Origin of the sequence: Stenotrophomonas sp. SMYL11, from assembly GCF_036320005.1 — a bacterium.
Lineage (GTDB): Bacteria > Pseudomonadota > Gammaproteobacteria > Xanthomonadales > Xanthomonadaceae > Stenotrophomonas > Stenotrophomonas maltophilia_A.
In genome coordinates this window covers 245528-268373 of the sequence record NZ_JAWIRS010000001.1, presented here as the reverse complement: position 1 = coordinate 268373, position 22846 = coordinate 245528, and the positions used below count along the sequence as shown (strand labels likewise).

The 22846-nt window shown below is 68.0% G+C and carries 25 protein-coding genes; 19 read left to right on the top strand and 6 right to left on the bottom strand.

Annotation, left to right across the window (positions count from 1 at the left end; genetic code table 11):
- Positions 1-2: 2 nt before the first annotated feature.
- The 7 genes from V3B46_RS01225 to V3B46_RS01195 all read left to right on the top strand — a co-directional run bounded on the left by V3B46_RS01225 (position 3) and on the right by V3B46_RS01195 (position 6465).
- Positions 3-902: a peptidylprolyl isomerase gene (locus V3B46_RS01225; RefSeq protein WP_329890906.1), complete on the top strand. Its 900-nt coding sequence runs from the start codon at positions 3-5 to the stop codon at positions 900-902.
- 23 nt (positions 903-925) lie between these two features.
- Positions 926-2257 carry an MFS transporter gene (locus V3B46_RS01220; protein WP_100472825.1) on the top strand — a complete coding sequence of 444 codons (1332 nt, stop codon included), beginning with the start codon at positions 926-928 and terminating at the stop codon, positions 2255-2257.
- Between the two features lie 97 nt (positions 2258-2354).
- Entirely contained in the window at positions 2355-3569 is a 1215-nt protein-coding gene (locus V3B46_RS01215; protein WP_329890905.1) for an oxygen-independent coproporphyrinogen III oxidase, read from the top strand.
- Between the two features lie 11 nt (positions 3570-3580).
- On the top strand, positions 3581-4357 hold the full coding sequence (locus V3B46_RS01210; protein WP_100472820.1) for a helix-turn-helix domain-containing protein: 777 nt from the start codon (positions 3581-3583) through the stop codon (positions 4355-4357).
- A 19-nt stretch (positions 4358-4376) separates the two neighbouring features.
- The gene (gene modA, locus V3B46_RS01205) at positions 4377-5120 is read left to right on the top strand and encodes a molybdate ABC transporter substrate-binding protein (protein ID WP_329890904.1); all 744 of its coding nucleotides are present in this window, start codon (positions 4377-4379) and stop codon (positions 5118-5120) included.
- 3 nt (positions 5121-5123) lie between these two features.
- The gene (modB, locus tag V3B46_RS01200; protein ID WP_201116384.1) at positions 5124-5807 is read left to right on the top strand and encodes a molybdate ABC transporter permease subunit; all 684 of its coding nucleotides are present in this window, start codon (positions 5124-5126) and stop codon (positions 5805-5807) included.
- Positions 5797-6465, top strand: a complete 669-nt coding sequence (locus V3B46_RS01195) for a sulfate/molybdate ABC transporter ATP-binding protein (RefSeq protein WP_100472814.1) — start codon at positions 5797-5799, stop codon at positions 6463-6465. Before modB ends, V3B46_RS01195 begins: the two co-directional genes overlap by 11 nt.
- 105 nt (positions 6466-6570) lie before the next feature.
- On the opposite strand, the gene V3B46_RS01190 is transcribed toward V3B46_RS01195, so the two are convergent.
- From V3B46_RS01190 to V3B46_RS01165, 6 genes are all read right to left on the bottom strand, one after another.
- Positions 6571-8100 carry a diflavin oxidoreductase gene (locus tag V3B46_RS01190; protein ID WP_329890903.1) on the bottom strand — a complete coding sequence of 510 codons (1530 nt, stop codon included), beginning with the start codon at positions 8098-8100 and terminating at the stop codon, positions 6571-6573.
- Positions 8097-8525: a PAS domain-containing protein gene (locus tag V3B46_RS01185; RefSeq protein ID WP_106548655.1), complete on the bottom strand. Its 429-nt coding sequence runs from the start codon at positions 8523-8525 to the stop codon at positions 8097-8099. Before V3B46_RS01185 ends, V3B46_RS01190 begins: the two co-directional genes overlap by 4 nt.
- 134 nt (positions 8526-8659) lie before the next feature.
- Positions 8660-9133: a hypothetical protein gene (locus tag V3B46_RS01180; protein WP_329890902.1), complete on the bottom strand. Its 474-nt coding sequence runs from the start codon at positions 9131-9133 to the stop codon at positions 8660-8662.
- 380 nt (positions 9134-9513) lie between these two features.
- On the bottom strand, positions 9514-10095 hold the full coding sequence (locus tag V3B46_RS01175; protein WP_157804620.1) for a hypothetical protein: 582 nt from the start codon (positions 10093-10095) through the stop codon (positions 9514-9516).
- Positions 10096-10315: 220 nt separating this feature from the next.
- Complete coding sequence (locus V3B46_RS01170) at positions 10316-10630, bottom strand: AzlD family protein (RefSeq protein ID WP_005409898.1); 315 nt, start codon at positions 10628-10630, stop codon at positions 10316-10318.
- Entirely contained in the window at positions 10627-11358 is a 732-nt protein-coding gene (locus V3B46_RS01165) for an AzlC family ABC transporter permease (RefSeq protein ID WP_014037422.1), read from the bottom strand. Before V3B46_RS01165 ends, V3B46_RS01170 begins: the two co-directional genes overlap by 4 nt.
- Before the next feature lie 127 nt (positions 11359-11485).
- On the opposite strand from V3B46_RS01165, the gene V3B46_RS01160 reads away from it, so the two are divergent.
- The 12 genes from V3B46_RS01160 to gspE all read left to right on the top strand — a co-directional run bounded on the left by V3B46_RS01160 (position 11486) and on the right by gspE (position 22839).
- Positions 11486-11950 carry an Lrp/AsnC family transcriptional regulator gene (locus V3B46_RS01160; RefSeq protein ID WP_005409896.1) on the top strand — a complete coding sequence of 155 codons (465 nt, stop codon included), beginning with the start codon at positions 11486-11488 and terminating at the stop codon, positions 11948-11950.
- Positions 11951-12347: 397 nt separating this feature from the next.
- Positions 12348-13028 (top strand): TonB C-terminal domain-containing protein, encoded by a 681-nt coding sequence (locus tag V3B46_RS01155; protein ID WP_100472802.1) that lies wholly within the window; start codon positions 12348-12350, stop codon positions 13026-13028.
- Between the two features lie 16 nt (positions 13029-13044).
- The gene (locus tag V3B46_RS01150) at positions 13045-13575 is read left to right on the top strand and encodes an RNA polymerase sigma factor (RefSeq protein WP_094001013.1); all 531 of its coding nucleotides are present in this window, start codon (positions 13045-13047) and stop codon (positions 13573-13575) included.
- Between the two features lie 69 nt (positions 13576-13644).
- Positions 13645-14625 (top strand): FecR family protein, encoded by a 981-nt coding sequence (locus tag V3B46_RS01145; RefSeq protein WP_329890901.1) that lies wholly within the window; start codon positions 13645-13647, stop codon positions 14623-14625.
- Between the two features lie 58 nt (positions 14626-14683).
- Complete coding sequence (locus V3B46_RS01140) at positions 14684-15235, top strand: hypothetical protein (RefSeq protein WP_262082407.1); 552 nt, start codon at positions 14684-14686, stop codon at positions 15233-15235.
- 144 nt (positions 15236-15379) lie between these two features.
- Positions 15380-15937 (top strand): hypothetical protein, encoded by a 558-nt coding sequence (locus V3B46_RS01135; RefSeq protein ID WP_238381579.1) that lies wholly within the window; start codon positions 15380-15382, stop codon positions 15935-15937.
- A 57-nt stretch (positions 15938-15994) separates the two neighbouring features.
- The gene (gene gspG / locus V3B46_RS01130; protein ID WP_262082408.1) at positions 15995-16432 is read left to right on the top strand and encodes a type II secretion system major pseudopilin GspG; all 438 of its coding nucleotides are present in this window, start codon (positions 15995-15997) and stop codon (positions 16430-16432) included.
- 9 nt (positions 16433-16441) lie between these two features.
- Positions 16442-17347, top strand: coding sequence for a type II secretion system minor pseudopilin GspK (gene gspK, locus V3B46_RS01125; protein WP_329890900.1), 906 nt, complete (start codon positions 16442-16444; stop codon positions 17345-17347).
- Positions 17344-18507 (top strand): type II secretion system protein GspL, encoded by a 1164-nt coding sequence (gene gspL, locus V3B46_RS01120; RefSeq protein WP_329890899.1) that lies wholly within the window; start codon positions 17344-17346, stop codon positions 18505-18507. Before gspK ends, gspL begins: the two co-directional genes overlap by 4 nt.
- A complete protein-coding gene (locus V3B46_RS01115; RefSeq protein WP_100472781.1) occupies positions 18504-19031 on the top strand; it encodes a type II secretion system protein M in 528 nt (175 codons plus the stop codon). Before gspL ends, V3B46_RS01115 begins: the two co-directional genes overlap by 4 nt.
- Positions 19028-21409, top strand: a complete 2382-nt coding sequence (gene gspD / locus V3B46_RS01110) for a type II secretion system secretin GspD (RefSeq protein ID WP_329890898.1) — start codon at positions 19028-19030, stop codon at positions 21407-21409. The genes V3B46_RS01115 and gspD overlap by 4 nt, the downstream gene beginning before the upstream one ends.
- Complete coding sequence (gene gspE, locus V3B46_RS01105; RefSeq protein ID WP_329890897.1) at positions 21406-22839, top strand: type II secretion system ATPase GspE; 1434 nt, start codon at positions 21406-21408, stop codon at positions 22837-22839. The genes gspD and gspE overlap by 4 nt, the downstream gene beginning before the upstream one ends.
- The last annotated feature ends 7 nt before the right edge of the window (positions 22840-22846 follow it).

The window sequence follows — 22846 nt, the reverse complement described above, 5'->3', positions numbered from 1 at the left end:
CCATGGGCAGCCTGCCGAAATTCCTGCCGATCACCGTGATCGACTCCGCCGCACCGGTTCCTGCCGAGGCGCATTCGCATCACCACGACGCGGCAGCGCAGGGGCCGCGCTCGCTCGGGCAGCCGGCGCCGTGCCGGCTGTTCGTGGACGAGACCGCGATCAGCGAGGCCGATATCGCCCGTGAAATGCAGCACCACCGGGCGATGCGCCCGGAACAGTCACGCGCCGAAGCGGCGCGTGCACTGGTGGTGCGCGAGCTGCTGCGACTGGAAGCGCAGCGGCTGGGCCTGCAGGCGCCGGAGGGCGGCCGGGTCAGCGATGAAGAGGTGCTGATCCAGCAGCTGCTGGAAGACGCGATCGAGGATCGGGTGCCGACCGACGCGGACTGCCGCCGCTACTTCGCGCAGAACCCCGAGCGCTTCCGCTCGCCCGATCGCGTGCGCCTGCGCCATATCCTGCTGGCGGCGCCGGCCGACGATGTGGCCGGGCGCTTCGCCGCTCGCACCGAAGGCGAGCGGCTGGTCGGGTTGCTGAAGGAATCGCCGCACCTGTTCGCCGATTTCGCCCTGCGTCATTCGCGCTGCCCGTCCAGCAGCGAAGGTGGTGACCTGGGCTGGCTGCAGCGCGGGCAGACCACGCCGGAGTTCGACCGCCAGGTGTTCCGCCTGCGCGAGGGCCTGGCCGGGTTCCCGGTGGAGTCGCGCTGGGGCTACCACGTGGTCTGCGTCGATGCCCGCGAGGAGGGCCAGCCGCAGCCATTCGAGGCGGTGCTGCCGCAGCTGCGTGACTATCTTGAACTGCAGGTGCGCCAGCGCGAGGTGCAGGCCTACCTGCTGCAGCTGCAGGAACGCTACCCGGTGCGCGGGCTGGACGAGATCGAAGCCGAAGCGGATATCGGCTGACCCCCATTGAACGAGGAAACCCCATGAACCAGGCCCTTGCCCCCGCCAGTGCCGGGCAGCAGCAACGTGCGCTGTGGCTGAGCACGTTCGCCTTCACCGTGTGCTTCGCGGTGTGGATGATCTTTTCGATCATCGGTATCCAGATCAGCCAGCAGCTCGGGTTGAATGACACCCAGTTCGGCCTGTTGATCGCCACGCCGGTGCTGACCGGTTCGGTCAGCCGGGTCTTCCTCGGCATCTGGTCCGACCAGTTCGGTGGCCGCAAGGTGATGGTGCTGGTGATGCTGTGTGGTGCTGTGGCCACCTGGATGCTGACCTACGCGCAGACCTACACCCAGTTCCTGATTGCCGCGCTGTGCGTGGGCATCGCCGGTGGCAACTTCTCGGTAGGCGTGGCCTACGTTTCGAAGTGGTTCCCGGCCAGCAAGCAGGGCACTGCGCTGGGCATCTTCGGTGCCGGCAACATCGGCTCGGCGGTGACCAAGCTGCTGGCGCCGCTGGTGATGGTGGCGGCCGGCTGGACCATGGTTGCCAAGGTATGGGCTGTAGCGCTGGCGGTCACCGCGGTACTGTTCTTCCTCTTCAGCAAGGAAGACCCGTCGCTGGAGCAGCGCCGCCGCGAAGGCGTGAAGCCGGTCCCGTTCGCGGAGCAGATGGCGCCGCTGAAGAACCTGCAGGTGTGGCGGTTCTCGCTGTACTACTTCTTCGTGTTCGGCGGCTTCGTGGCGCTGGCACTGTGGCTGCCGCACTACCTGGTGGGCGCCTATGGCATGGACGTGGGCCACGCCGGCATGCTGGCGGCGTGCTATTCGATCCCGGCCAGCCTGTTCCGCGTGGTCGGTGGCTGGATGTCGGACCGGATGGGCGCGCGGCGGGTGATGTACTGGACCTTCGGCGTATCGGCCATCTGCACCTTCCTGCTGGCCTATCCGGATACCGAGTATGTGGTGCAGGGCATCCATGGCCCGATCCACTTCCATCTGGCCATCGGCGTGGTGATGTTCACCGTGCTGGTGTTCGTGCTGGGCTTCTTCATGTCGCTGGGCAAGGCGGCCGTCTACAAGCACATTCCGGTGTATTACCCGCAGCACGTGGGTGCGGTAGGCGGCGTGGTCGGCATGATCGGTGGCCTGGGTGGGTTCATCCTGCCGATCGTGTTCGGCGCGTTGAACGATGCGGTCGGCATCTGGAGCAGCTGTTTCATGCTGCTGTTCGTGCTGGTGGCGGCCGCACTGGCGTGGATGCACTTCGCGATCCGTCGCATGGAACGCCGCCACTTCCCGCAGATCGACCGCGAAACCGATCTGCCCGAAGCCATTGATGCGGCCGCCGCCGAGCGGGTGCGCGCTGGGTGAAGGTGCGTGCCGGCCCCTGGCCAGCATGAACGCGCAGATGCGCCACGCTTGATTTCAATCAGGGCTACGCGAAGAGGAACGCCCGAAGATGTGTGCCATGAGCTTCCACGTCGATGAGAGTGAGGACACTGCGCTGCAGGCGGCACTGCTGCGGCAGCCCCGGCACGTGCTGTTTCCACCGGCTGACCAGTTCAGCACCGGCTTTGGCGAAAGCGGGTGGCGCGCCGCCGTACGCGCCAGCAACGAGCACCTGATCCCGCGCGGCTTGACGCTCGGCTTCCAGGCCGGTCGTGGCGGACGCGATGCGCCACCGCAGGCGTATCTGGATACTCTGCTGCTGGCGTTGCGGCTGCAGGCCGACGCTCTGGCCGAGGACCGCGAAGTGGTGGCGATGGTGTTGCAGCTGGGATTGGCCGAGACGCTGCCGCCGCCCCAGCTGGGCCAGCTGCTGGACGCGGTGCCGCAGCACCTGCGCACGGTGGCGCGGCCACAGGTGGAAGTGCGGCTGGACGCCGGCAGCGCGCTGGCGCCGGCGCAGCTGCGCGCGGTGGGCTGCACCCGCCTGAACGTGATCGATCGTGCCGATGCGCCGGGGCCGACCCTGCTGGCACAGGCGCGGCAGGTCGGCTTCACTGCGCGCTACTACCAGCTGCGCGTGCCCAGCTGCGAGGACGCCGGCTTCATCGAACGGCTGCATGAAGTTCTGGCCGAAGCACCCGAGCGTATTCTGCTGCCGGCGCCGTGTGCGCTGCCAGAGCATCCCTCGGCCGCACGATGGCTGCAGAGCTGGCGGCTGCTGCGCGCAGCCGGCTACGAGGCGATCGGTGGCGATCATTACCAGCGGGGCGACCTGCCGAACCCGCACGGGCCGGGTGACGGCCAGCGCCATTGCGACCTGGCCGGCGTGCCGCGTCGCGACCGCAGTGATTTCATCGGCCTCGGCCTGTCTGCCTGCAGCCAGATCGGCGAGGTGTTCTACCGGCTGGAGGACGAACTGGGTGAATGGCGTGCGCGATTGCAAGCGGGTCACATGGGTGTGGCTGCCGGGCTGATTCTGTCCGAGGACGAGCGCTTGGTGGCTGAAGTGGCGCAGAGCATCGCCTGCGACCATGCCCTCGATGCCGCGGCCTTCGAATGGCGCAACGAAGAACCGTTCGAGGAATGCTTCACCGAGCAGCTGCCCGCGCTGTCGCCGCTGCTGGCGCGCGGCTGGGCACACTGGGATGCACGCGTGCTGCGGCTGGCCGAAGAAGGGCGCCTGCTGTGGCGTATGATGGCCGCATGCTTCCGGCCGGCGGCCGCCATCGCTTGAGTCCTGCCTCGATGTCTTCAACTCCGCCTACCCAGGGCCGCCTCGGCCGGGCCACGCCGAATCCCGCTGCCGCCGATGACGGCGACGCGCTGCATTTCTGCAGTACCTGTGCATTTTCCGATGCCTGCATGTCGCAGGGGTACGACAAGACCGCGCTGGGCGACCTGCATGTGCTGGTCGACCACGTCGGTCCGTTCCATGCGGGTGACTACATCTTCCGCGCCGGCGAATCGTTCGATTCGATTGCTGCGGTGCGCGCCGGCATGGTCAAGACCTTCGTCGATGACAGCCAGGGCAACGAGCAGGTGCTGGGCTTCAGCCTGCCGGGCGAAGTGATCGGCCTCAACGCAATTCACGGTTCGCGCTTCCCCTGCAATGCGGTGGCGCTGGACACCGTGCACCTGTGCCGCATCTCGTTCCCCAAGTTGAGCCTGCTGGCCACGCGCATGCCGGGGCTGCAGGCCAAGCTGTTCAGCCTGCTCAGTGCGGAGATCGGCAAGGTCGCCACGCTGGCCGCCAACCACCGTACCGAAGAGCGCATGGCTGCGTTCCTGCTGGACATGTCCGAGCGTTACGCGCGGCGCGGTTTTTCCGCCACGCGTTTCAACCTGACGATGGCACGTACCGAGATCGCCAATTATCTGCGGATGGCGCCGGAAACCGCCAGCCGCGTGCTGCGCCGCCTGAGCGATGATGGGATCATCGCGGTGAAGCAGCGTGAGATCCTGCTGCTGCAGCCCGAGCGCCTGGCGGCGCTGGCGGTGGCCGACGAATCTGATCCGAACTGAACCTGGCCGGGAGCCGATGATGAAGCGCGCTGGACTGTTGTTGCTGGGACTGCTGGCCACGCTGCCGGCCTGGGCGGCCGAGCTGACGGTGTCGGCGGCCTCGAGCCTGACCGAGAGCTTCCGCGAGCTGGGCGCTGCCTATGAGAAGGCGCATCCGGGTACCAAGGTCGATTTCAACTTCGCCGCCTCTGGCGTGCTGCTGCAGCAGATCAGCCGTGGCGCGCCGGTGGACGTGTTCGCGTCGGCCGATGAAACCACGATGGACCAGGCCCAACAGCAGGATCTGCTGGCGGTTGGCACCCGCGAGGTGTTCGCGGTGAACGCGCTGTGGGTGGTGGTGCCGCCGCAGGCCAAGGCCGCGCCGCGTAGCTTGAAGGACCTGGCCGGTGCCGGCGTGCAGCGCATCGCACTGGGCAACCCGGACAGCGTGCCGGTCGGCCGCTATGCCAAGGGCGCGCTGCAGGCAGCCGGCCTGTGGCCGGCGGTGCAGGGCAGGATCATCACCACGCAGAACGTGCGCCAATCACTGGATTACGTGGCGCGCGGTGAAGTGGATGCCGGCTTCGTCTATGCCTCCGATGCGCAGGCGATGCCCGACCGGGTGCGCCGCGCCTTCGTGGTGCCGGTGTCGGGGCGCATTGCCTATCCGCTGGCGGTGACCAAGGCCAGTGCGCAGCCGGCCGAGGCCAAGCGGTTTGCCACGTTCGTGCGTTCGGCGCAGGGCCAGGCGATCCTGGCCAGGCATGGGTTCGGCAAGCCCTGAGGCATGGATCTCGACTGGAGCGCACTGGGGTTGTCGCTGAAGGTGGCCGGCTGGGCCACTGCGATCAATCTGGTGCTGGGCGTTGGTCTGGGCGCGCTGCTGGCGCGCCGTCGCTTTCCCGGTCGCGAGCTGCTGGATTCGGTGTTGACCCTGCCGATGGTGCTGCCGCCGACCGTGCTGGGTTATTACCTGCTGGTGCTGATCGGCCGCAACGGACCGATCGGTGCATGGCTGCAGTCGTGGTTCGGCATCAACCTGGTGTTCACCTGGCAGGCGGCGGTGATTGCTGCGGCGGTGGCTTCGCTGCCGCTGGTGTTCAAACCGGCGCGCGCGGCGTTCGAGGAAGTGGACGGTCAGCTGGAGCAGGCCGCACGCACGCTCGGTGTGTCCGAAGCGGCGGTGTTCTTCCGCATCACGTTGCCACTGGCCTGGCGCGGCATCCTCGCCGGCCTGTTGCTGGCGTTTGCACGCGCGATGGGCGAGTTCGGCGCCACGCTGATGGTGGCCGGCAGCATTCCGGGCCGCACGCAGACGCTGTCGATCGCCATCTACGAAGCGGTGCAGGCCGGTCAGGACGGCAAGGCCAATGCGCTGGTGATCCTGACCTCGGTGGTGTGCATCGTGATCCTGCTGCTGGCCGCGCGGCTGGTGGGCAGGCGTCGCCGGGAGCTGCGTGATGTGGCTTGACCTGCAGGTACAGCGCCGACTGCAGGCGGCCGGCCAGAGTTTCGTGCTGGACGTGGCGTTGCAGTGCACGCAGCGGCAGGTGGTGCTGTTCGGACCCTCCGGCGCGGGCAAGAGCCTGACCCTGAAGGCAGTGGCCGGGTTGCTGAGGCCAGGCCAGGGCCATGTGCGCCTGCAGGGGCAGACGTTGTTTGACGGGGCGGCAGGCGTGGACCTGCCGCCGCAGCGTCGGCGGCTGGGCTATGTGTTCCAGGACTATGCGTTGTTCCCGCACCTGAGCGTGCGCCAGAACGTGGCGTTTGGGCTGGAGAAGGGCTGGCTCAATCCGCGCGCCGGCCAGCGCTTCGAGGCGGTGGAGCAGTGGTTGCATGCATTCCGTATCGACACCGTGGGCGATCTGCTGCCCTCGCAGGTCTCCGGGGGACAGCGTCAGCGTACCGCCCTGGCGCGTGCCCTGGTGACGCAGCCGCAGGCGCTGCTGCTGGATGAGCCGTTCTCCGCGCTGGACCATGACTTGCGCCAGCACCTGCGCCAGGAGCTGGAGACCGTGCTGGACACCACCGGCATCCCGCTGCTGTTGATCAGCCACGATCCGCAGGATGTGGCGATGTTCGGCCAGCAGGTGGCGCGCATGGTGGACGGCCGCATCGTCGGCGGTTGATCCGTGATGGTAGTGCCGGCCGCTGGCCGGCAACCGTGGAATCCGGGGCAGCCGGCCAGCTGCCGGCTCTACTGATCCAGGGTTCGTGCGGTCCAGTGGAATGGATCAGTACAACTCGCAGTGCGTGCGGCCTTCACCTCGCAGCGCGTCCCAGTGCCCTTCGCCACTGATGGCATCGATGGCCTCGCGCACCGCGCCTTCCAGGTGGCTCTTGTTGCCGCACAGGTAAAGATGCCCGCCGCGGGCCAGCACATCGCGCACTTCATCGCCGCGCTGCTGCAGCACATGCTGCACATAGACCTTTTCGGCGCCATCGCGCGAGAACGCGGTATGCAGGCCGGCCAGCACACCACGCGTGTGCCAGTCCTGCAGCTGGTCGCGATACAGGTAGTCGTGCTGGCTGTGCTTCTCGCCGAACACCAGGTGCACTTCGCGTTGGCAGGCGGTGGCCTGCAGCTCCTGCATCAGGCCCATCAGCGGCGCGATGCCGGTGCCGGTGCCGACCAGCAGAAGGGGAGCTTCGCCGGTATCTGGCAGATGGAAGCCGGGATTGGAGCGGCAGTACACACGGGCGTGGTCGCCGCCGTGCAGCAGGCTGCCGGTGGCAGTGCCGAAGCGCTCGCGACCGCGCAGGGTGTAGCGTACTTCGCGCACGCACAGGCTGAGCTGGTCGTTGCAGGGGTGCGAGGCGATCGAATAGGCGCGCGGCAGTCGCGGTGACAGTAGTTCGCGCAGCCGGGCCAGCGGCACGCTGTCCGGCGTGGCGTGGTCCTGCAGCACGTCCAGCACGTCCAGCCCGTGCAGGTAGGCTTCGAGCTCGCGCTTCTGGCTGACCTTCAACAGGCCCTTCAGCACCTCGCTGCCGCCGAGCTTGGCCAGTTCGCGCAGCACGCCCTTGCTCAGCAGGCGCAGCTCGCGGTCATGCAGGGCGGCCACGGCGGCGGTGTCGCCGTACCAGGTGGCCAATGCCTGCAGCAGGGCAGGGTCGTTCTCGGGTACCACGTGCAGGGTGTCGCCCGCGCGGTAGGCCATGCCACTGCCGGCAATGTCCAGCTGCAGGTGCCAGGCGGCCGGGTCGCTGCTGTTCAAGCGGCGGCGTTCGAGAATGGGGGCGGCAAAGGCGTTGTCTTCGCCATAGGCGGTGACCTGCAGGCGCAGGTCCTGGCCAGCACTGAGGTCGCCATCCAGCACCTGGCCGAGGACCGGCTGCCATTGCTGGAAGAACTGCTCGTAGCCCAGGTCGGCATCCACGCGGTGCAGCAGCGGCTGCGCCTGGCGCTCGCTCAGCGCCGCATCCAGCGCCTTGGTGAAGCCACAGAAGCTGGGGTAGCCGGTGTCACCAAGGCCGAACACCGCATAGCGCAGGCCGCTCAGCGTCGGGGTCTGGCGCAGTGTTTCGAAGAACTGCTCGCCGTTGGCCGGCGGTTCGCCATCGCCAAACGAGCTGGAAATCGCCAGCAGCACATCGCCCTGGCCGAGGCTGGCCACGTCGATGTCATTGAAGGGGAGCACCTGCGGCGCGTGCGGCTGCAGGTCCGCGCCCAGGCGCTGGGCCAGGGCGCGGGCATTGCCCGACTCGGACGCGAAACCCACCAGCAGGCGGCTGAAGGGCGTACTGGTCGGGAGGGCGTTCACGCGGCCTCGTAGAAGTCGTCGAACTTTTCCTTGCTGAACTCGACCAGGTCGTAGTTCTGCATCAGGTCGTTCACCACGCGGCGGATGCTGATGTACGAGGTGATGTTGCCGTTGGCGTCGAACAGCGGCTGCACGGTGGTGTCGACCACGTAGAGCACGCCGCCCTTGCCGAGGTTGGGCACGATGCCGGTCCAGGTCTTGCCGGCCTTGATGGTGTCCCACATGTCCTTGTAGACGGCCTTGGGCACATCCGGGTGGCGCACGATGCTGTGCGGCTGGCCGATCAGTTCCTCGCGCGCGAAGCCGGTGAGCGTGCAGAACAGGTCGTTGGCGTAGGTGATGTTGCCCTGCAGGTCGGTGGTGGAGATCACCATGACGTTCTGCATGGCATTCAGCAGCTGGGCGTTGTCGGGGGTGTAGCTCATCGCAGGTCCTTTGGATGCCGGTAACGCCGGCGTATTGGGTTCCTGCATAGAGATACGCCCGCGCGGTGGCGGGCGGTTTGACATTGGTCAAGTAGGTGGCGGGATCGACTGCGACCAGGTGTCGCAGGGGGCGTTCACTTCTGCTGGGGAAAGCCGATCGTCTCGTGGCAATGCTGCACGAGGGGGCGACCTCCCTCATTGATGTGCAAGATGTCTGCGCCACCGAAGAACCGCAGCAGTGCTGCCCCGGTCGTACTGCCCGCATGCGCGGAGCGCCTGGCTGCGGATGGCAGGAACGGATCAGCTCGCGGATCATGTCCGCCAGGCAGATCCGCACGTGCAAGGGCGCCTTCGATCACTAGCTGGGCACATGCGCCTGCCAGATAGGCGTCTGGTTCCCGCTGCCGGCCGCGCCGCGGCTGCCCTGACAATGCGGTGGCGATATGCTGGAACTCATGGGCGGTGGTGGCGATCACGTGCCTGCGCAGTGAGTCGGTGTCGGGGCCGGAGGGAAACCAGAAACTGACCATCTGGCCCTGCGGCTCTGGTCCTGGCAGCTGTCGCCAGATGCCGCCTCCGTCACTTACGATCGTGAGCTGATAGCGCATTGGTGTCCGTTCCTGCCCATTGGCCTGGAGCGGCAATTCAGCGGATCGTGCGGCGGCCTCGCAGAGCCGCGACGCCTGCATGGCTGAAAGCGCTCGATCTGCCCAGAGGACTCGACTTGCGACGGATGACCTCCTGCACTCGATGGATCGATTGGGATACTCCGAGCTTTCCGGGCCGGGTAGCACCGATACTGTGCTGATCTTCAGATGCGAGAAAGGGCCTCGCAGCAGGGTGGCATACCCTCCATCGGGACTGACCAGGTTCCGGGGAGGCAGCTGGAGGGATTGGCACGCACTTGTGGCCAGAAGGATTGCCGCCAGCCCAGCATAGTGCCCGAGGGCGGGGTCTGGTTGGGTACGCCTGGACTGGCGGCGCTGCATCAGGGGGTCAGCCCGCATTGATACGGCGATGGATATTTCGTACAGACTTGAAAGTCCGAGACTGAGGCCGCCTTGGTGGCTCCGCCGTATCGAGAGGCCGCCGCGATGGTGTTTGGTCCAGGGGCTGCACCTACATCGAATGTTGCGAGGTCGTACCTCAACTCGGTCGCTGGACCGGACGCAGATGCGGCCCAGGCGTTCGCATCATCCGGATCGACAAGCCGGAGGACGGTTCCTGTTCGATGCCATTGGAACTGCTTGGCGGCGATGGTGGCTCCTTGCCGGGCATCAAACAACAGCAGGGTTACGAATCCATTGGCTGGGAAGGCTATGGATGAACCCGAGACGTCGATTTCGAACTGCGCGGCATCTGGTACTTCTGATGTCGACGCCAGCAGAACTCGCTCGAACCAAGGTAGGCCATCGCTTTCGCCTACGCCGATCTTGCCTCCAATCCTGCCTTCTATCCGGCACTTCTTGGTTTCTTCGCACGATGCGCTCAACTGCCACTCCATCGGCCCGCAGCCAGCAGAGACGAGGGTGATACCGACAGCTGCCACGACAACTCGCAGATTGCTCATTGGTAATCTCCACGTTGGACGTCGATTGACCGATCAGCTCAACCTGCTGATTCGGCAGTCGATCCGTACCGGCTCAGGCTCGATCAGGCAATCGGAAGTGTTTCAAGGACCTCTGGTAGCTGGCTCCGGGCCTCATTCGACGCGCCAGACACATGCGCAGGTCGCGCCAATGGCGACACTTGCGCCTACACTCACACCACGTGGGGAACTCGCGGGCGCATCAGCCCATCAGATAGCGCAGCACGCCGGCCGAGACCACGCCGATCAGCACGGTCGGCAGCATCGACAACCGTGTGGCGGCCAGCAGGGTGATCGCCAGCGCGGCCAGGTCGGCGGGCTTGTCGGCGACGAAGTCGGGCGCGATCACCGAGATCAGCACGCAGCCCGGCGCGGCTTCCATCACCGTTACCGCGCGCTTGCTCAGCGTGCGGTTGCGCAGGGCGAGGAAGCCGACGATGCGGGTCAGGTAGGTGGCGGCGGCCATCAGCACGATGGTCAGCACCGAGGTCCAGTGGATCAGGCCGTTGAAGATCATGCTGCGTCCTCCGCCAGCAGCCAGGCCGCGGCCAGGCCCGCCAGTGCGCCGCTGGCCACGTACCACGCACCCGGCACCAGCAGGTAGGTGGCAGCGGCCACCACCAGGCTGACCAGCCAAGGCCGCGCGGCCTTCATGCCCTGCCACATGCCACGCAGCAGCACCAGGAACACGGCGGGGAAGGCCATGTCGAAACCATAAGCGTGGATGTCGCCCAGCATTGGCCCAACGATCGCGCCCAGCGCGGTGCAGGCGACCCAGACCGTGTACAGGCCTGCCGACACGCCCAGGTAATAGGCCAGGCTGAAGCCGAGCGCACGGCGCCGTGCATCGGCCACGCCCATCGCCCAGCTCTCGTCGCACATGAAGAACAGCGCCGGCAGCACGCGGCGGCGCGGCAGGTGCTGCAGCAGCGGGGCCAGGCTGGCGCCCATCAGCAGGTGGCGGCTGTTGACCAGCGCGGTGATCGCGACGATCAGCGCGATGTGCGGCGGCGAGGTCCACAGTTCGACGGCGGCGAACTCCGAGCCGCCGGCGAAGTTGAGGCCGGTCATCAGCGGCACTTCCAGGGCGCTGAGGCCTTTCTGGGCGGCCTGGGCGCCGAGCACCAGGGCAAAGGGAATGAAGCCGATCATCACCGGCACGGCGGCGCGCAGGCCGCGCAGGAATTCGGCACGCGGGGCGGTATCGCAGGTGTCGGGCAGGGGGAGGGTGGTACGGGCGTCCATGGAACGGCACAACATGGTGGGGGTGGCCCATGCTATCGGTCCGATCGCGAAATCGGGTTGCGTTGATGCCACTCGATTCGAGAATATTGAGATTCCATGCGGCCAATGTCGCCAACGGTGAAATCCTATGCAGTACCAGCTCGACAACCTTGATCGGCGCATCCTCGACGCCCTGCAGCGCGACGGCCGCCTGCAGAATCTGGAGCTTGCCCGGCAGGTCGGCCTTTCGCCCTCGGCCTGCCTGCGGCGGGTGCGGCTGCTGGAGGAGGGCGGCTACATCGACCGCTATGTTGCCCTGCTGAATGAGGCCAAGGTGGGACGTGGCTTCACGGTGTTCGTGCGGGTGTGGCTGCGCGGGCAGGACGAGGACACGACCAATCACTTCATCAACAGCATCAAGTCTTTCCCGGAAGTACTTGAATGCCATCTGATGGCGGGGGACTGCGATTTCCTGCTGCGGGTGGCGGTGGCGGATCTGGATGCCTATCGGCAGTTCCAGATGCAGCACCTGAACCGGATTGCCGGGGTGCAGAACACCAAGACCGAGATCCCGATGCAGCGGATCAAGCAGACGACCCAGTTGCCGCTTTGAGGGATGGGGGCTGTGGCCGGGTTGCACCCGGCACCCGCAGAGGCAACGGCCGGAGCAACAGCGTGCATTCCGTGGGACGGCGGGGTAGGTCCGGTTGCAGGGGGCATGAGCTGCTCTTGGTGGGTGTCGACCTTGGTCGACACGATTGGGTCGGCACGGGGTCGGATCCCGTTGCTGCGCAACGGGCTCTGACCCCAGGCGTGACGTGGTCTGTTCGATTCATTGATGCCCGATGCGTGACTGGCTTCATGGCGCCAGTCGCGCCGCCAGCCGTGGGCGGCGGTCATCGCAATGACATGTGACCCCGGTACGGTTTGAGCCCGCTTGCTGGTCGCGCGCGGGCCGGGTTCCGGTCGTGGGCGCGTCCACTGCAGCTGCTGTCGCTGCCGAGGGTCATGTGTTCTACGTCAGGGGGCTGAATGGACACCATGCGGTCAGAACTTGGAAGGTGGCCATCGCCGCATGGCTGCTGCTGTCCTCTGCCGCTGCCGCGCAGGACGGTGTTCATGCCTACGATATCCCTGCGCAGCCGCTGGAACAGGCGGTCGAGCGCTTCAGTGTCATCAGCGGGTGGTCGGTGATGTACCCGGGCGACCTCGCCGCGGGCCGCAGCAGCCATGCGCTGCGCGCCAGCCTGATGCCGCTGCCTGCGTTGCAGATGCTGCTGCAGGACACCGGCATCGAAGCCGAGGTGATCGGCGAGCAGCGCGTGGTGCTGCGCCGGGGAACGTCCTCGGCCGCCGAACCCGGTGTTGGCGTCGATCTTCCCGAGGCCGAACGTCGCCGCCGCTATGGCGGCCTGCAGCAGCGCCTGCGCGCGGCGTTCTGTGACGACCCTGAGATCGCGCCCGGCCGCTATGCCGCAACCCTGCGCTTCCGCGTCGACGCCGAGGGCCAGGTGCAGCAGCCCGAACTGCTGTCCGGTAGTGGCAGTGCCCGCCGCGATGCGCGCCTGCTGCAGGCGCTGCAGGGCCTGGTGCTGGCGCCCGATGCCGCTGCGCTGCCGCAGCCGGTGACGCTGCAGATCCGTCCTTCCGGCACCGACCACGACTGTGGCCGGCGCGCGCCCCTTCCATGACTTCAAGGATCCGAACATGAGCAACGGTACGGCTGGGGCAGTTGACCTGATGGACCACCTTCTGGGGGCCTACGACGAGCTGAAGCGCCGCTTGGTGCGCAAGCTGGGCTCGGAAGAGCTGGCCGGCGACGCGCTGCAGGACACCTGGATGCGCCTGAGTGCGCGCCGTGACCGTCTGGATGCCGTGCAGAATCCCGCGGCCTACCTGCTGCGCATGGCGATGAACACCGTGATCGACCGCCAACGTGCCGACCACCGCCTGCTGAGCCTGGAAGAGGTGGATACGCTGATGGACATGGCCGACCCGGCACCGGGCCCGGCGCAGGTAGCTGAGCTGGACTTCGCGCTGGAAGACATGGTCGGCCTGCTGCAGCGCATGCCCGAGCGTCGTCGCCGCATCCTGCTGGCGATCCGCGTCGACGGCCTGCAGCAGCGCGATGTCGCCGATCACCTGGGCGTGTCGCTGCGGCTGGTGCAGCGTGAGCTGAAGGCGGCCCAGGACTATCTGGCCGAGCGCAGCGGGCAGGGGCGCCAGGTGCGGTTCTGAGCGGCGGCATCCGTCTACACTTTGACGCCGAGCAGAACCCCGCAGCGTGCGGGTCCGGCATGAGTCCCCATGGATCCTGACGATCGCCCGCAACGCCCGCTGGATGCCGTCGAGCGTCAGGCCCACGCGTGGGTGGTGCGGCTGACCTCGGGCGAAGCCACTGCCGCTGATGCACGCAGGTTTCGTGCGTGGTGCGAGGCCGACCCCCAGCATCGCGAAGCGTTCGGCCGGGCGCGCCGGCAATGGGAACAGGTACGGCTGGCCGGCGAGCAGCTGCCCGCCGCAGCACGGCAGCCGGTCGCGCCGACGCCGGCCCAGCGCTGGAGCCGGCGCGCCTTCCTGGGCGCCGCGATTGCTGCGCCAGCCAGCCTGGTGGTGGTGGCGGCGATCCGCCCACCGCTGGGGCTGTGGCCGTCGGTGACGGCCATGGCGGCCGATTTCCACACCGGCACCGGCGAACGGCTGCGGATCGCGCCCCTGCCGCAGTTGAAGATCGAACTGGATACGCAGAGCAGCCTGCGCCGCCGTGCGGACGCGCAGGGCGAAGGCTTCGAGCTGGTGCAGGGCCAGGCCGCGATCGAAACCGAGGCTGGCCTGCGCCTGGCCTTGTTCGCGGGGCCAGGCTGCGTGATTGCCGAGGAAGGTGCGGTGCGCCTGGACGTGCGCAATACCCATGGACAGGTACGGGTGACCTGCCTGCAGGGCAGTGCCCGCATCGAGCACCCACAGGGCCGCCTGCAGCTGCAGGCGGGCCAGCAGACCCAGTACGACGAGCGCCTCAGTGGCGTGGTGGCCGAGGCCGTGGCTTCGGAGGTGGGCGCCTGGACCGAGGGCATGCTGGTATTCCGCCGCGCACCGCTGCGCGAGGTGGTGGATGAGATCAACCGATACCGCCGCGGCAAGGTACTGCTGGGCGAATCGGCGTTGGCGCGTGCCCCGGTCAGTGGCCGCTTCCGCATCGATGATCCGGACGCCGCGCTGGAGCAGCTGCGACTGACGATGTCGCTGGATCTGCGTCGCTTTCCGGGTGGCATTGCCGTCCTTGGTTAGGTGAAGACGCTGGCTGCGCGCGCCGCGCGGGGCTGTTGCAAGCACGGAGAAGCCAAGGATGCGCAACGAGACCATCGGTGTGCTGGATCTGCGCCGTAATCTGTCGGCGTTGCTGGAAACCACCCAGCGACGGCCTTTGATGGTGCACCGCTACGGCTCGCCATGGGTGTGCGTGGTGTCTGACGCACAGTGGCAGCAACAGGCTGTGCTGCTGGACTTCGATCCGCAGTCGCACCCGCTGGCGATGCTGCTGCGCCTGCAGCAGCAGGTGCTGCCGCTGGCTGAAACCGGTGCGTTGCCGCCTGCGGCGCTTGCACGCGCACTGCTGCTGATGGGCATGCATGGCATCGACGGTCTGGCGCAGTTGCACGAGCAGGTGCTGCACCACCGGCTGTGGCACTGGTTCGTGGCGGGCACCCGCGGCGTGATGGACGGCTGGCAGCTGCCGGCGCTACGCATTGCGATGGCGTCATGGTGCGATGACGTGGAGATGACGGGTGCGCTGGCTGCGTTCGCCACGCGCAGCGACGTGGCGGTATTGGCCCGGCGCTGCGGCGGCGACGCACCGCGCCTGCTGCGCGAAGCCTGCAGGCGGATGACGCTGCGATGACGGTGCCGATGAAGCACCACCCAGCGCACAGAGTTGCATTCGCGCTGTCGCTTCACCTGCCTTGCTGACGTCTTCTCCAGAGTACGACGCACCACGCGTCGCGGAGCGCGGGCGACGCAGATGGCAGACAGTCGCAGGATCAGCATGCTGGAGCTGGATCGCCACCTGAGCCAGTCACTGGAGCAGGCGCGGCACACGCCCTTGAACGTGCAACGTTACGGGCATTCCTGGGTATGGGTGCTGTCCAGTGATGCCTGGGCGGAAGCGGCGCGCTGGGCGGCGCTGGACAGCAGCGCGCATCCGCTGGCGGCGCTGCGAAGCGCGCTCGATCTGCAGCTGCGGCCCTGGCCGGAAGCGGCCATGAACGCGCTGCCGCTTGAGGCGGGCGATGCGCGGCTGCTGCAACGCGCGGCCCTGCTGCTGGTCGTGCGTGACCTCAACAGTGCGCAGCGCGTCTATGACGACCTGCGCTACCACCAGGCCTACCGGATGTTCATCGGCCTCGACCACGGCACCGCGTGGTCGCCGATGCAGTGCGTGCGCCTGCTGCAGGCGTGCGCGCATCCGCTGGTGCGCGGCTGCATCGACGAAACGCTGGCCAGCGTGCCGCAACACCTGTTCGACGCGGCACGCGCGCAGGCGGCCCCTGCGCCCGCGCAGGCACATGCGCAGCGAATTGCCGGCGGATGTTTATCGTACTGACACATGCACCGCTGACCATGGCGCAGCGGTCTCTTCCAGGATGACGAGGGCGGAACAATGGCAAGGCAGGTTCGTGGTCGCAGGGCTCGGCAGCAGGGGTTCAGCCTGATCGAAATCATGGTGGTGGTGGTGATCATCGGCATCCTCGCCGCATTGATCGTGCCGCGCCTGATGGATCGCCCTGACCAGGCGCGCGTGGTCGCGGCGCGGCAGGATATCGCGGCATTGATGCAGGCGCTGAAACTGTTCAGGCTGGACAATGGGCGCTATCCGAGTGCCGAGCAGGGCCTGCAGGCACTGGTGAAGCCGCCGCAGGGCAGCGGTTCGATGCCGGTGACGCCGTATCTGGATCGCCTGCCGAATGATCCGTGGGGCCATCCGTACCAGTACCAGATTCCCGGAACCCATGGCGACATCGACGTGTTCTCGCTGGGTGCGGACAGCAAGCCAGGTGGCGACGCCGGGAACGCGGATATCGGCTCCTGGCAGCTGTGAGGCGCGCTGATGGCAACCCGGACACGTGCGGTCCCGTGCACCCGCCAGCGTGGCATGGCGGTGATCGTTGCGCTGCTGGTGGTGGCACTGGTGGCGGTGATTGCCACCGCGCTGCTGACCCGGCAGTCGGCGCAGCTGCGCGCGCTGCGTAGCGACCAGTTGCGTGCGCAGGTGCGCATGGCGGTCGACGCCACGCTGGAGCGTGCGGCGCAGCAGCTGCGCGAGGATGTGCGCGAGCAGTTGACCACGGTACGCAGCGGTCGCTGGGCGCGTCCGCTGACGCTGCAGGCGCCGTTGCCGGTGCAGTTGCAGCTGGTCGACGCGCAGTCGATGTTCAACCTGCGCAACCTGCTGGCGCATGGCCGGCCGGACCCCGAGGCGCGACGCGCGTTCATCGCGTTGTGTGCCGGGCAGGGACTGGGCCTGGGCGCCTGCGCATCCGCAGCGGACCACATCCAGGCGCGCCTGCGCGACGGCGGCATGCAGGCGCAGGCCCCGCTACCGCGCGAATTGCTGGTCACGCAGGCACTGGCCGGTGCCGATCCGGTGGCGGTGCAGGCGCTGGCGCGGCGCACCGTCGTACTGCCGGCGCAGACCCTGGTCAACGCCAACACCTGCGACCTGCGCGTTCTGCAGGCAGTGACGCCTGCGGTCGAGCCGGCGCGGCTGCAGGCGCTGCTCGGTGAGCGCGACGGTGGCCGTTGGCTGCTCAACCGCGGCGACATCGCCAATCGGCTGCAACTGAGCAACGAACAGATGGCCATGCTTCCCTTGGGCATCCATAGCGAGTGGTTCCTTGCGGTCGGCCAGGTGCAGGCCGACGGCAGTGCGGTCGAGTTCCGTGCGTTGCTCTGGCGCGAGTACCGTGACGATGGGGCACGTGTGCAGCGAGTGTGGACGAGGATCGGTGCATGAGCGTGCAGCTACGGGTGCGCCTGCCGCCGCTGGAGCACCTGCGCGCCGACAGCGCAGTGGACTGGGTGCAGCTGCACAAGGGCGAGGTGCTGGCACACGGCCGCGACACACTGGCGGCGCTGGGCCTGCGTCATCCGAATGCGGCGGTGCGCGCCTGCCTTGATCCGCACGACCTGATCCTGCTGGAACTGCAGCTGCCGCCGTTGTCCGGGCGCCGCCTGCAGTCGGCGCTGCAGGGTGAGGTGGAGGCGATGCTGCTGGACGACCTGCAGGAGGTGGCGTTGGCCCACGGTGCGCAGGCGGCGGACGGCACGGTTCCGGTGGCCTGGCTCGGCCAGCAGGCAGTCCTGCAGGCGCAGCAGCTGCTGGCCTCGTGCGCACTGCAGCTGCAGGCACTGTATCCCACGCCATTGCTGCTGCCTTGGCAGGAGGGCCAGGCCACGCTGCAGGTCAGCGGCGAGCACCTGCTTGTGCGCAGCGGGCGCGATCGGGGCTTCGTCCAATGGTGTGGCGGACGTGACGCGTCCGCAGTGATGCAGGCCCTGGCAGTGCGCCTGCAACAGGCCGGCGCGCACGCCGTGCAGTGGATCGACAGCGTGCCCTCGACGTGGCCGGCGAGCCTGCCCGCCACCGCCGTCGCGCATGAGCGGCAGGCCTGCGGCCCCGTGCCGGCATGGTCGTTGCCGCTGGCTGGTACTGGCCAGCGGGCGCCCCGGCTGGCGATCGGCCTGGCGTTGGCGGCGGTGCTGCTGGCCGCGCTCGGCCTGCAGCTGCAGGTCTCGCGGTGGCGAAGTGAGGGCGAGGTGCTGCAACAGGGCATGACGCGGCAGTTCAATGCACGCTTCCCGGAGATCACCGATGTGGTGGACCCGGTGCTGCAGGCAAGGCGGGCATTGGCGGTGCCATTGCCGGCGCCGCCGTTGCCGCCACTGCAACGCCAGGTGGCCAGCACGCTGCAGGCCGTCCCGGAGTTGGCGGGGCAGGTTCACAGCCTGCATTACCAGCCGGGCCAGCTGGACATGGCGTTGGACGCCGATGCCCAGGCATTGGCCGATGATCCGCAGCGGCTCGAGCGCTGGCAGCAGGCGGTGCAGGCGCAGGGCCTGCAGCTGGCACGTGGTTCCGATGGACAACTGCGGGTGAGCGGAGCCGGACAGTGACGACCCGCACCCTGCGCTTGGGCGAGGGACTGGCCGGCCTCCGGCAGCGCTGGCAGCGCCTGCCAGCGCGCGACCGGCTGATGCTGTGGGTGATGGTGGTGGCGCTGCTGGCGGCAGGCCTGTGGTCGTTGTGGCTGGACCCCCTGCTGAAGCAGCACGCGTACTGGCAGGCCGAACTCCCACGGCTGCAGGCGCAGTCCCGCGCACTGGCGCCGCTGCTGCGGGCCCGGGAGCGCCAGCAGCAGGCCCAGGGCCAGCGCCCGACGCTGGCCAGCCTGCGGGACGGAATCAGATCCGCCGGCCTTGCCGACGGCCTGCATATCGAAGCGCGCGACGGGCGCTGGCACCTGCAGGTGCAGGCGGTGCCCGCCGACGCGCTATGGAACTGGCTGCTGCCGCTGCTGGCCGACCCGGCCATCGAGCTGCAGCAGCTGCAACTGACACGCACAGGGGATGCGAACATGCCGGCGGCACGGATTTCCGGAAACATCGTGATGGTGGCCACTGCGGGTGCCCATCCATGAGGGCGATGCGCAGCCTTGCCTGCAGTACTGCATTGGCGCTGATCGTGGGCATGGCCCACGTGCCGCCGCCCGTGCTGGCGCAGGACACCCGCGATGAGCCGGTGCAGCTGAACCTGGTGGATACCGATATCGGCGGCGTGCTGCGCATGGCGGCACGGTTCACCGGCCGCCAGTTCCTGGTCGACCCGCGGGTGACCGGCAAGATGACGGTGGTCTCCGATGGCCCGGTCAGCCGTACCCAGGCCTACCAGCTGCTGCTGGGCGCGCTACGCATGCGCGGCTTCGCCGTGGTCGAGAACGGCGGCGTCAGCCGGGTGGTGCCGCAGGCCGACGCCAAGCTGCTCGGTGGCCGGGTGGGCAGCGGCGGTGCAGGGGGCGAGATCGCCACGCGCACCTTCGCGCTGCGCTACGAGAACGCGGCCGCGCTGGTGGCAGTGCTGCGGCCGATGATCAGCCCGGACAATCCGATCACTGCCAACCCAGGCAACAACACCCTGGTGATCACCGACTATGCCGACAACCTGGAGCGCATCGCACGGGTGATCGCCAGCGTCGACACGCCGGCTGGCATGGACACCGATGTGGTGAAGCTGCAGCAGGGCATTGCCGTTGACGTGGCGGCAATGGTCGCGCCGCTGCTGGATGCGCAGGGCGCCGAGCCCAGCCAGAAGGTGGTGGTGATGGCCGACCCGCGCAGCAACAGCGTGCTGCTGCGTTCCAGCAGCCCCGGGCGTACCCGCCTGGCACGGCAGCTGGTGGAGAAGCTGGACCGCGCCCAGGATGAATCCGGCAACCTGCATGTGGTCTACCTGCGCAATGCCCAGGCCAACCAGCTCGCTGGTGTGCTGCGCGGCGTGGTGGCCGGACAGAGCGATGCACCGGCAATGGGCAGCAACGAGGGCATCACGCCACTGCCCGGCGATGCCAACGGTTCCACACCGGCGCAGCCGTCGCAGCCGCAGCAGGCCAAGGCCGGTGGCAATGCGCTGGAATCACAGCGGCTGGACCCGAACCGCCGCGACCCGATCGACGCCGGAAGCACCGGCTTCAGCCAGCACGGCATTTCGGTGCAGGCGGACGTGGCCACCAACACGCTGCTGATTTCGGCCCCCGAGCCTGTGTACCGCAACCTGCGCCGGGTGATCGACCAGCTTGACCAGCGCCGTGCGCAGGTGCTGGTGGAAAGCCTGATCGTGGAGGTCAACCAGACCGATGCGGCCGAGCTGGGCGTACAGTGGATGCTGGGCAATGGCCGCACCTTCGGCGGCACCCACTTCGGCGGCACCACCGGTGGCAGCGGGCTCAACACCGCCGCACGCACCACCCTGGACGTGCTGCCCAAGGACGGCCTGAAGATCGGTGTGATCGACGGCACCATCAACCTGCCCGGCGTCGGCCAGATCCTCAACATGAAGGCGTTGGCCAACGCGCTGCAGAGCAAGGGTGGCGCCAACATCCTGTCCACGCCGAACCTGATGACGCTGGACAACGAAGCGGCCAGCATCATGGTCGGCCAGACCGTACCGTTTGTCAGCGGCCGCTACGTGACCGACGGTGGTGGCGGCAGCAACAACCCGTTCCAGACAATCGTGCGCGAGGACGTGGGCCTGAAGCTGCGGGTGCGCCCGCAGATCTCCGAGGGCGGCACGGTGAAGCTGGACATCTACCAGGAAGTCAGCAGCATCGACGCGCAGAGCGCGAACAGCACGGCCGGCATCATCACCAACAAGCGCGCCCTGGATACCAGCGTGCTGCTGGACGATGGCCAGATCATGGTGCTGGGTGGCCTGCTGGAAGACAGCGTCAGTCATGGCCGTGATGCGGTTCCGGGGCTGGGCAGGATCCCGGTGCTGGGCGCCTTGTTCCGCAGCGACACGCGCAAGCGCGCCAAGACCAACCTGATGGTGTTCCTGCGCCCGCACGTGGTGCGTGACCCGGCTGCCGGCCAGCGCCTGACCCGCGACCGCTACGACTACATGCGCAACGCACAGGCCGGCGCGCAGCCGGTACAGAGCTGGGCCTTGCCGGCGCTGTCGGCGCCGCAGCTGCCGCCGCAGGACCTGTCTGTACTCGGCCAGGGCAATGCGCGCGATGGCCAGGGTCAGCCGCAGCAGAGCAGCAGCCTGGCGGCGTTGTATCCGTCCGGCGACGGCGATGCGCAGCTGGTGCAGTTCGCGCAGGGGCTGGACCCGGCGCGTGCCAGCCAGGGCGTTGCGCAGGTGCGTGCACTGGGCCTGCAGGCCTATGCCGAAGCCACGCCGGGCGAGAGCGGGCAACGCCTGCGCGTGCGCCTGCCGCGCGATCCGGCGACGCTGGACCCGGCACTGCAGCAACTGCGCGGGCTGGGGTACACGCCGGAACTGGTGATCGGGCCGTGAGCGCCGCCGCGCCGCTGCCGTACGCCTGGGTGCGCAGCCATGGCGTGATGCTGTCCGAGGCCGGCGGCGAACCCGTACTGCTGGGCACCGCCGAAACTGCCGCGTGGGCCGTGGCCGAACTGCGGCGCCGGCATGGCCCGCTGCCGTTCCAGGCGCTGGATGCGGCGACCTGGCAACAGCGGCTGGGTGAACAGTACCGTGACGGCGGCGATGCCGCTGCTGTGGTCGGGGCTGCTGAAAGTGAAGTGGATCTGGACCGGCTGATGCAGGATATGCCGGAGGTCACCGATCTGCTGGATGCACAGGACGATGCGCCGGTGATCCGCATGATCAACGCGCTGCTGGCACAGGCCGCACGCGAGGGCGCCAGCGATCTGCACATCGAGCCGTTCGAGACCCATTCGGTGGTGCGCTACCGGGTGGACGGCACCCTGCGCGACATGGTGCAGCCGCGGCGCGCACTGCACGCGGCGCTGGTGTCGCGCATCAAGATCATGGCGCACCTGGACATCGCCGAGAAGCGCCTGCCGCAGGACGGGCGCATCGCGATCCGCGTGGGTGGGCGTCCGCTGGATATCCGTGTCTCCACGGTGCCGACCGGGCATGGCGAGCGCGCCGTGCTGCGACTGCTGGAAAAGGATGCCGGCCGCCTGCAGCTGCAGCGCCTGGGCATGGCCGATGACACGCTGGCCACGTTCACCGGATTGATCCGGCAGCCGCATGGCATCGTGCTGGTCACCGGGCCGACCGGCAGCGGCAAGACCACTTCGCTGTACGCCGCGCTGGGCCAGCTCGACAGCAGCACCAGCAACATCCTCACCGTGGAAGACCCGGTGGAGTACGACTTCGCCGGCATCGGCCAGATCCAGGTCAACGCGCGTATCGGCATGAGCTTCGGCACCGCGCTGCGCGCGATCCTGCGCCAGGACCCGGACACCATCATGATTGGCGAGATCCGCGATCTGGAAACCGCGCAGATTGCGGTGCAGTCGTCGCTGACCGGGCATGGCGTGCTGGCCTCCCTGCACACCAATGACGCTATCTCAGCGGTAACCCGTCTGGCCGACATGGGGGTGGAGCCGTTCCTGCTGGCCTCGTCGCTGCGCGGTGTGCTGGCGCAGCGGTTGGTGCGGCGGCTCTGCACGCAATGCAGGCGTGCCGAGGTGGATGGCGAAGGCCGCACCGTGTGGCGTGCGGTGGGCTGCGCGGCCTGTGCCAACAGCGGCTATCGGGGGCGCACCGGCATCCATGAGCTTTTCGTGGTGGACGATCGCGTGCGTGCGCTGATCCATGAAGGGCAGGGTGAGCCCGCGCTGCGCGAAGCGGCGCGGCATGCCGGCATGCGCACGCTGCGCCAGGACGGCCAGCGTTGGGTCGACAGCGGGGTGACCACGCTGGAAGAAATCCTGCGCGTCACCGGCGACGACTGAGGCCTGC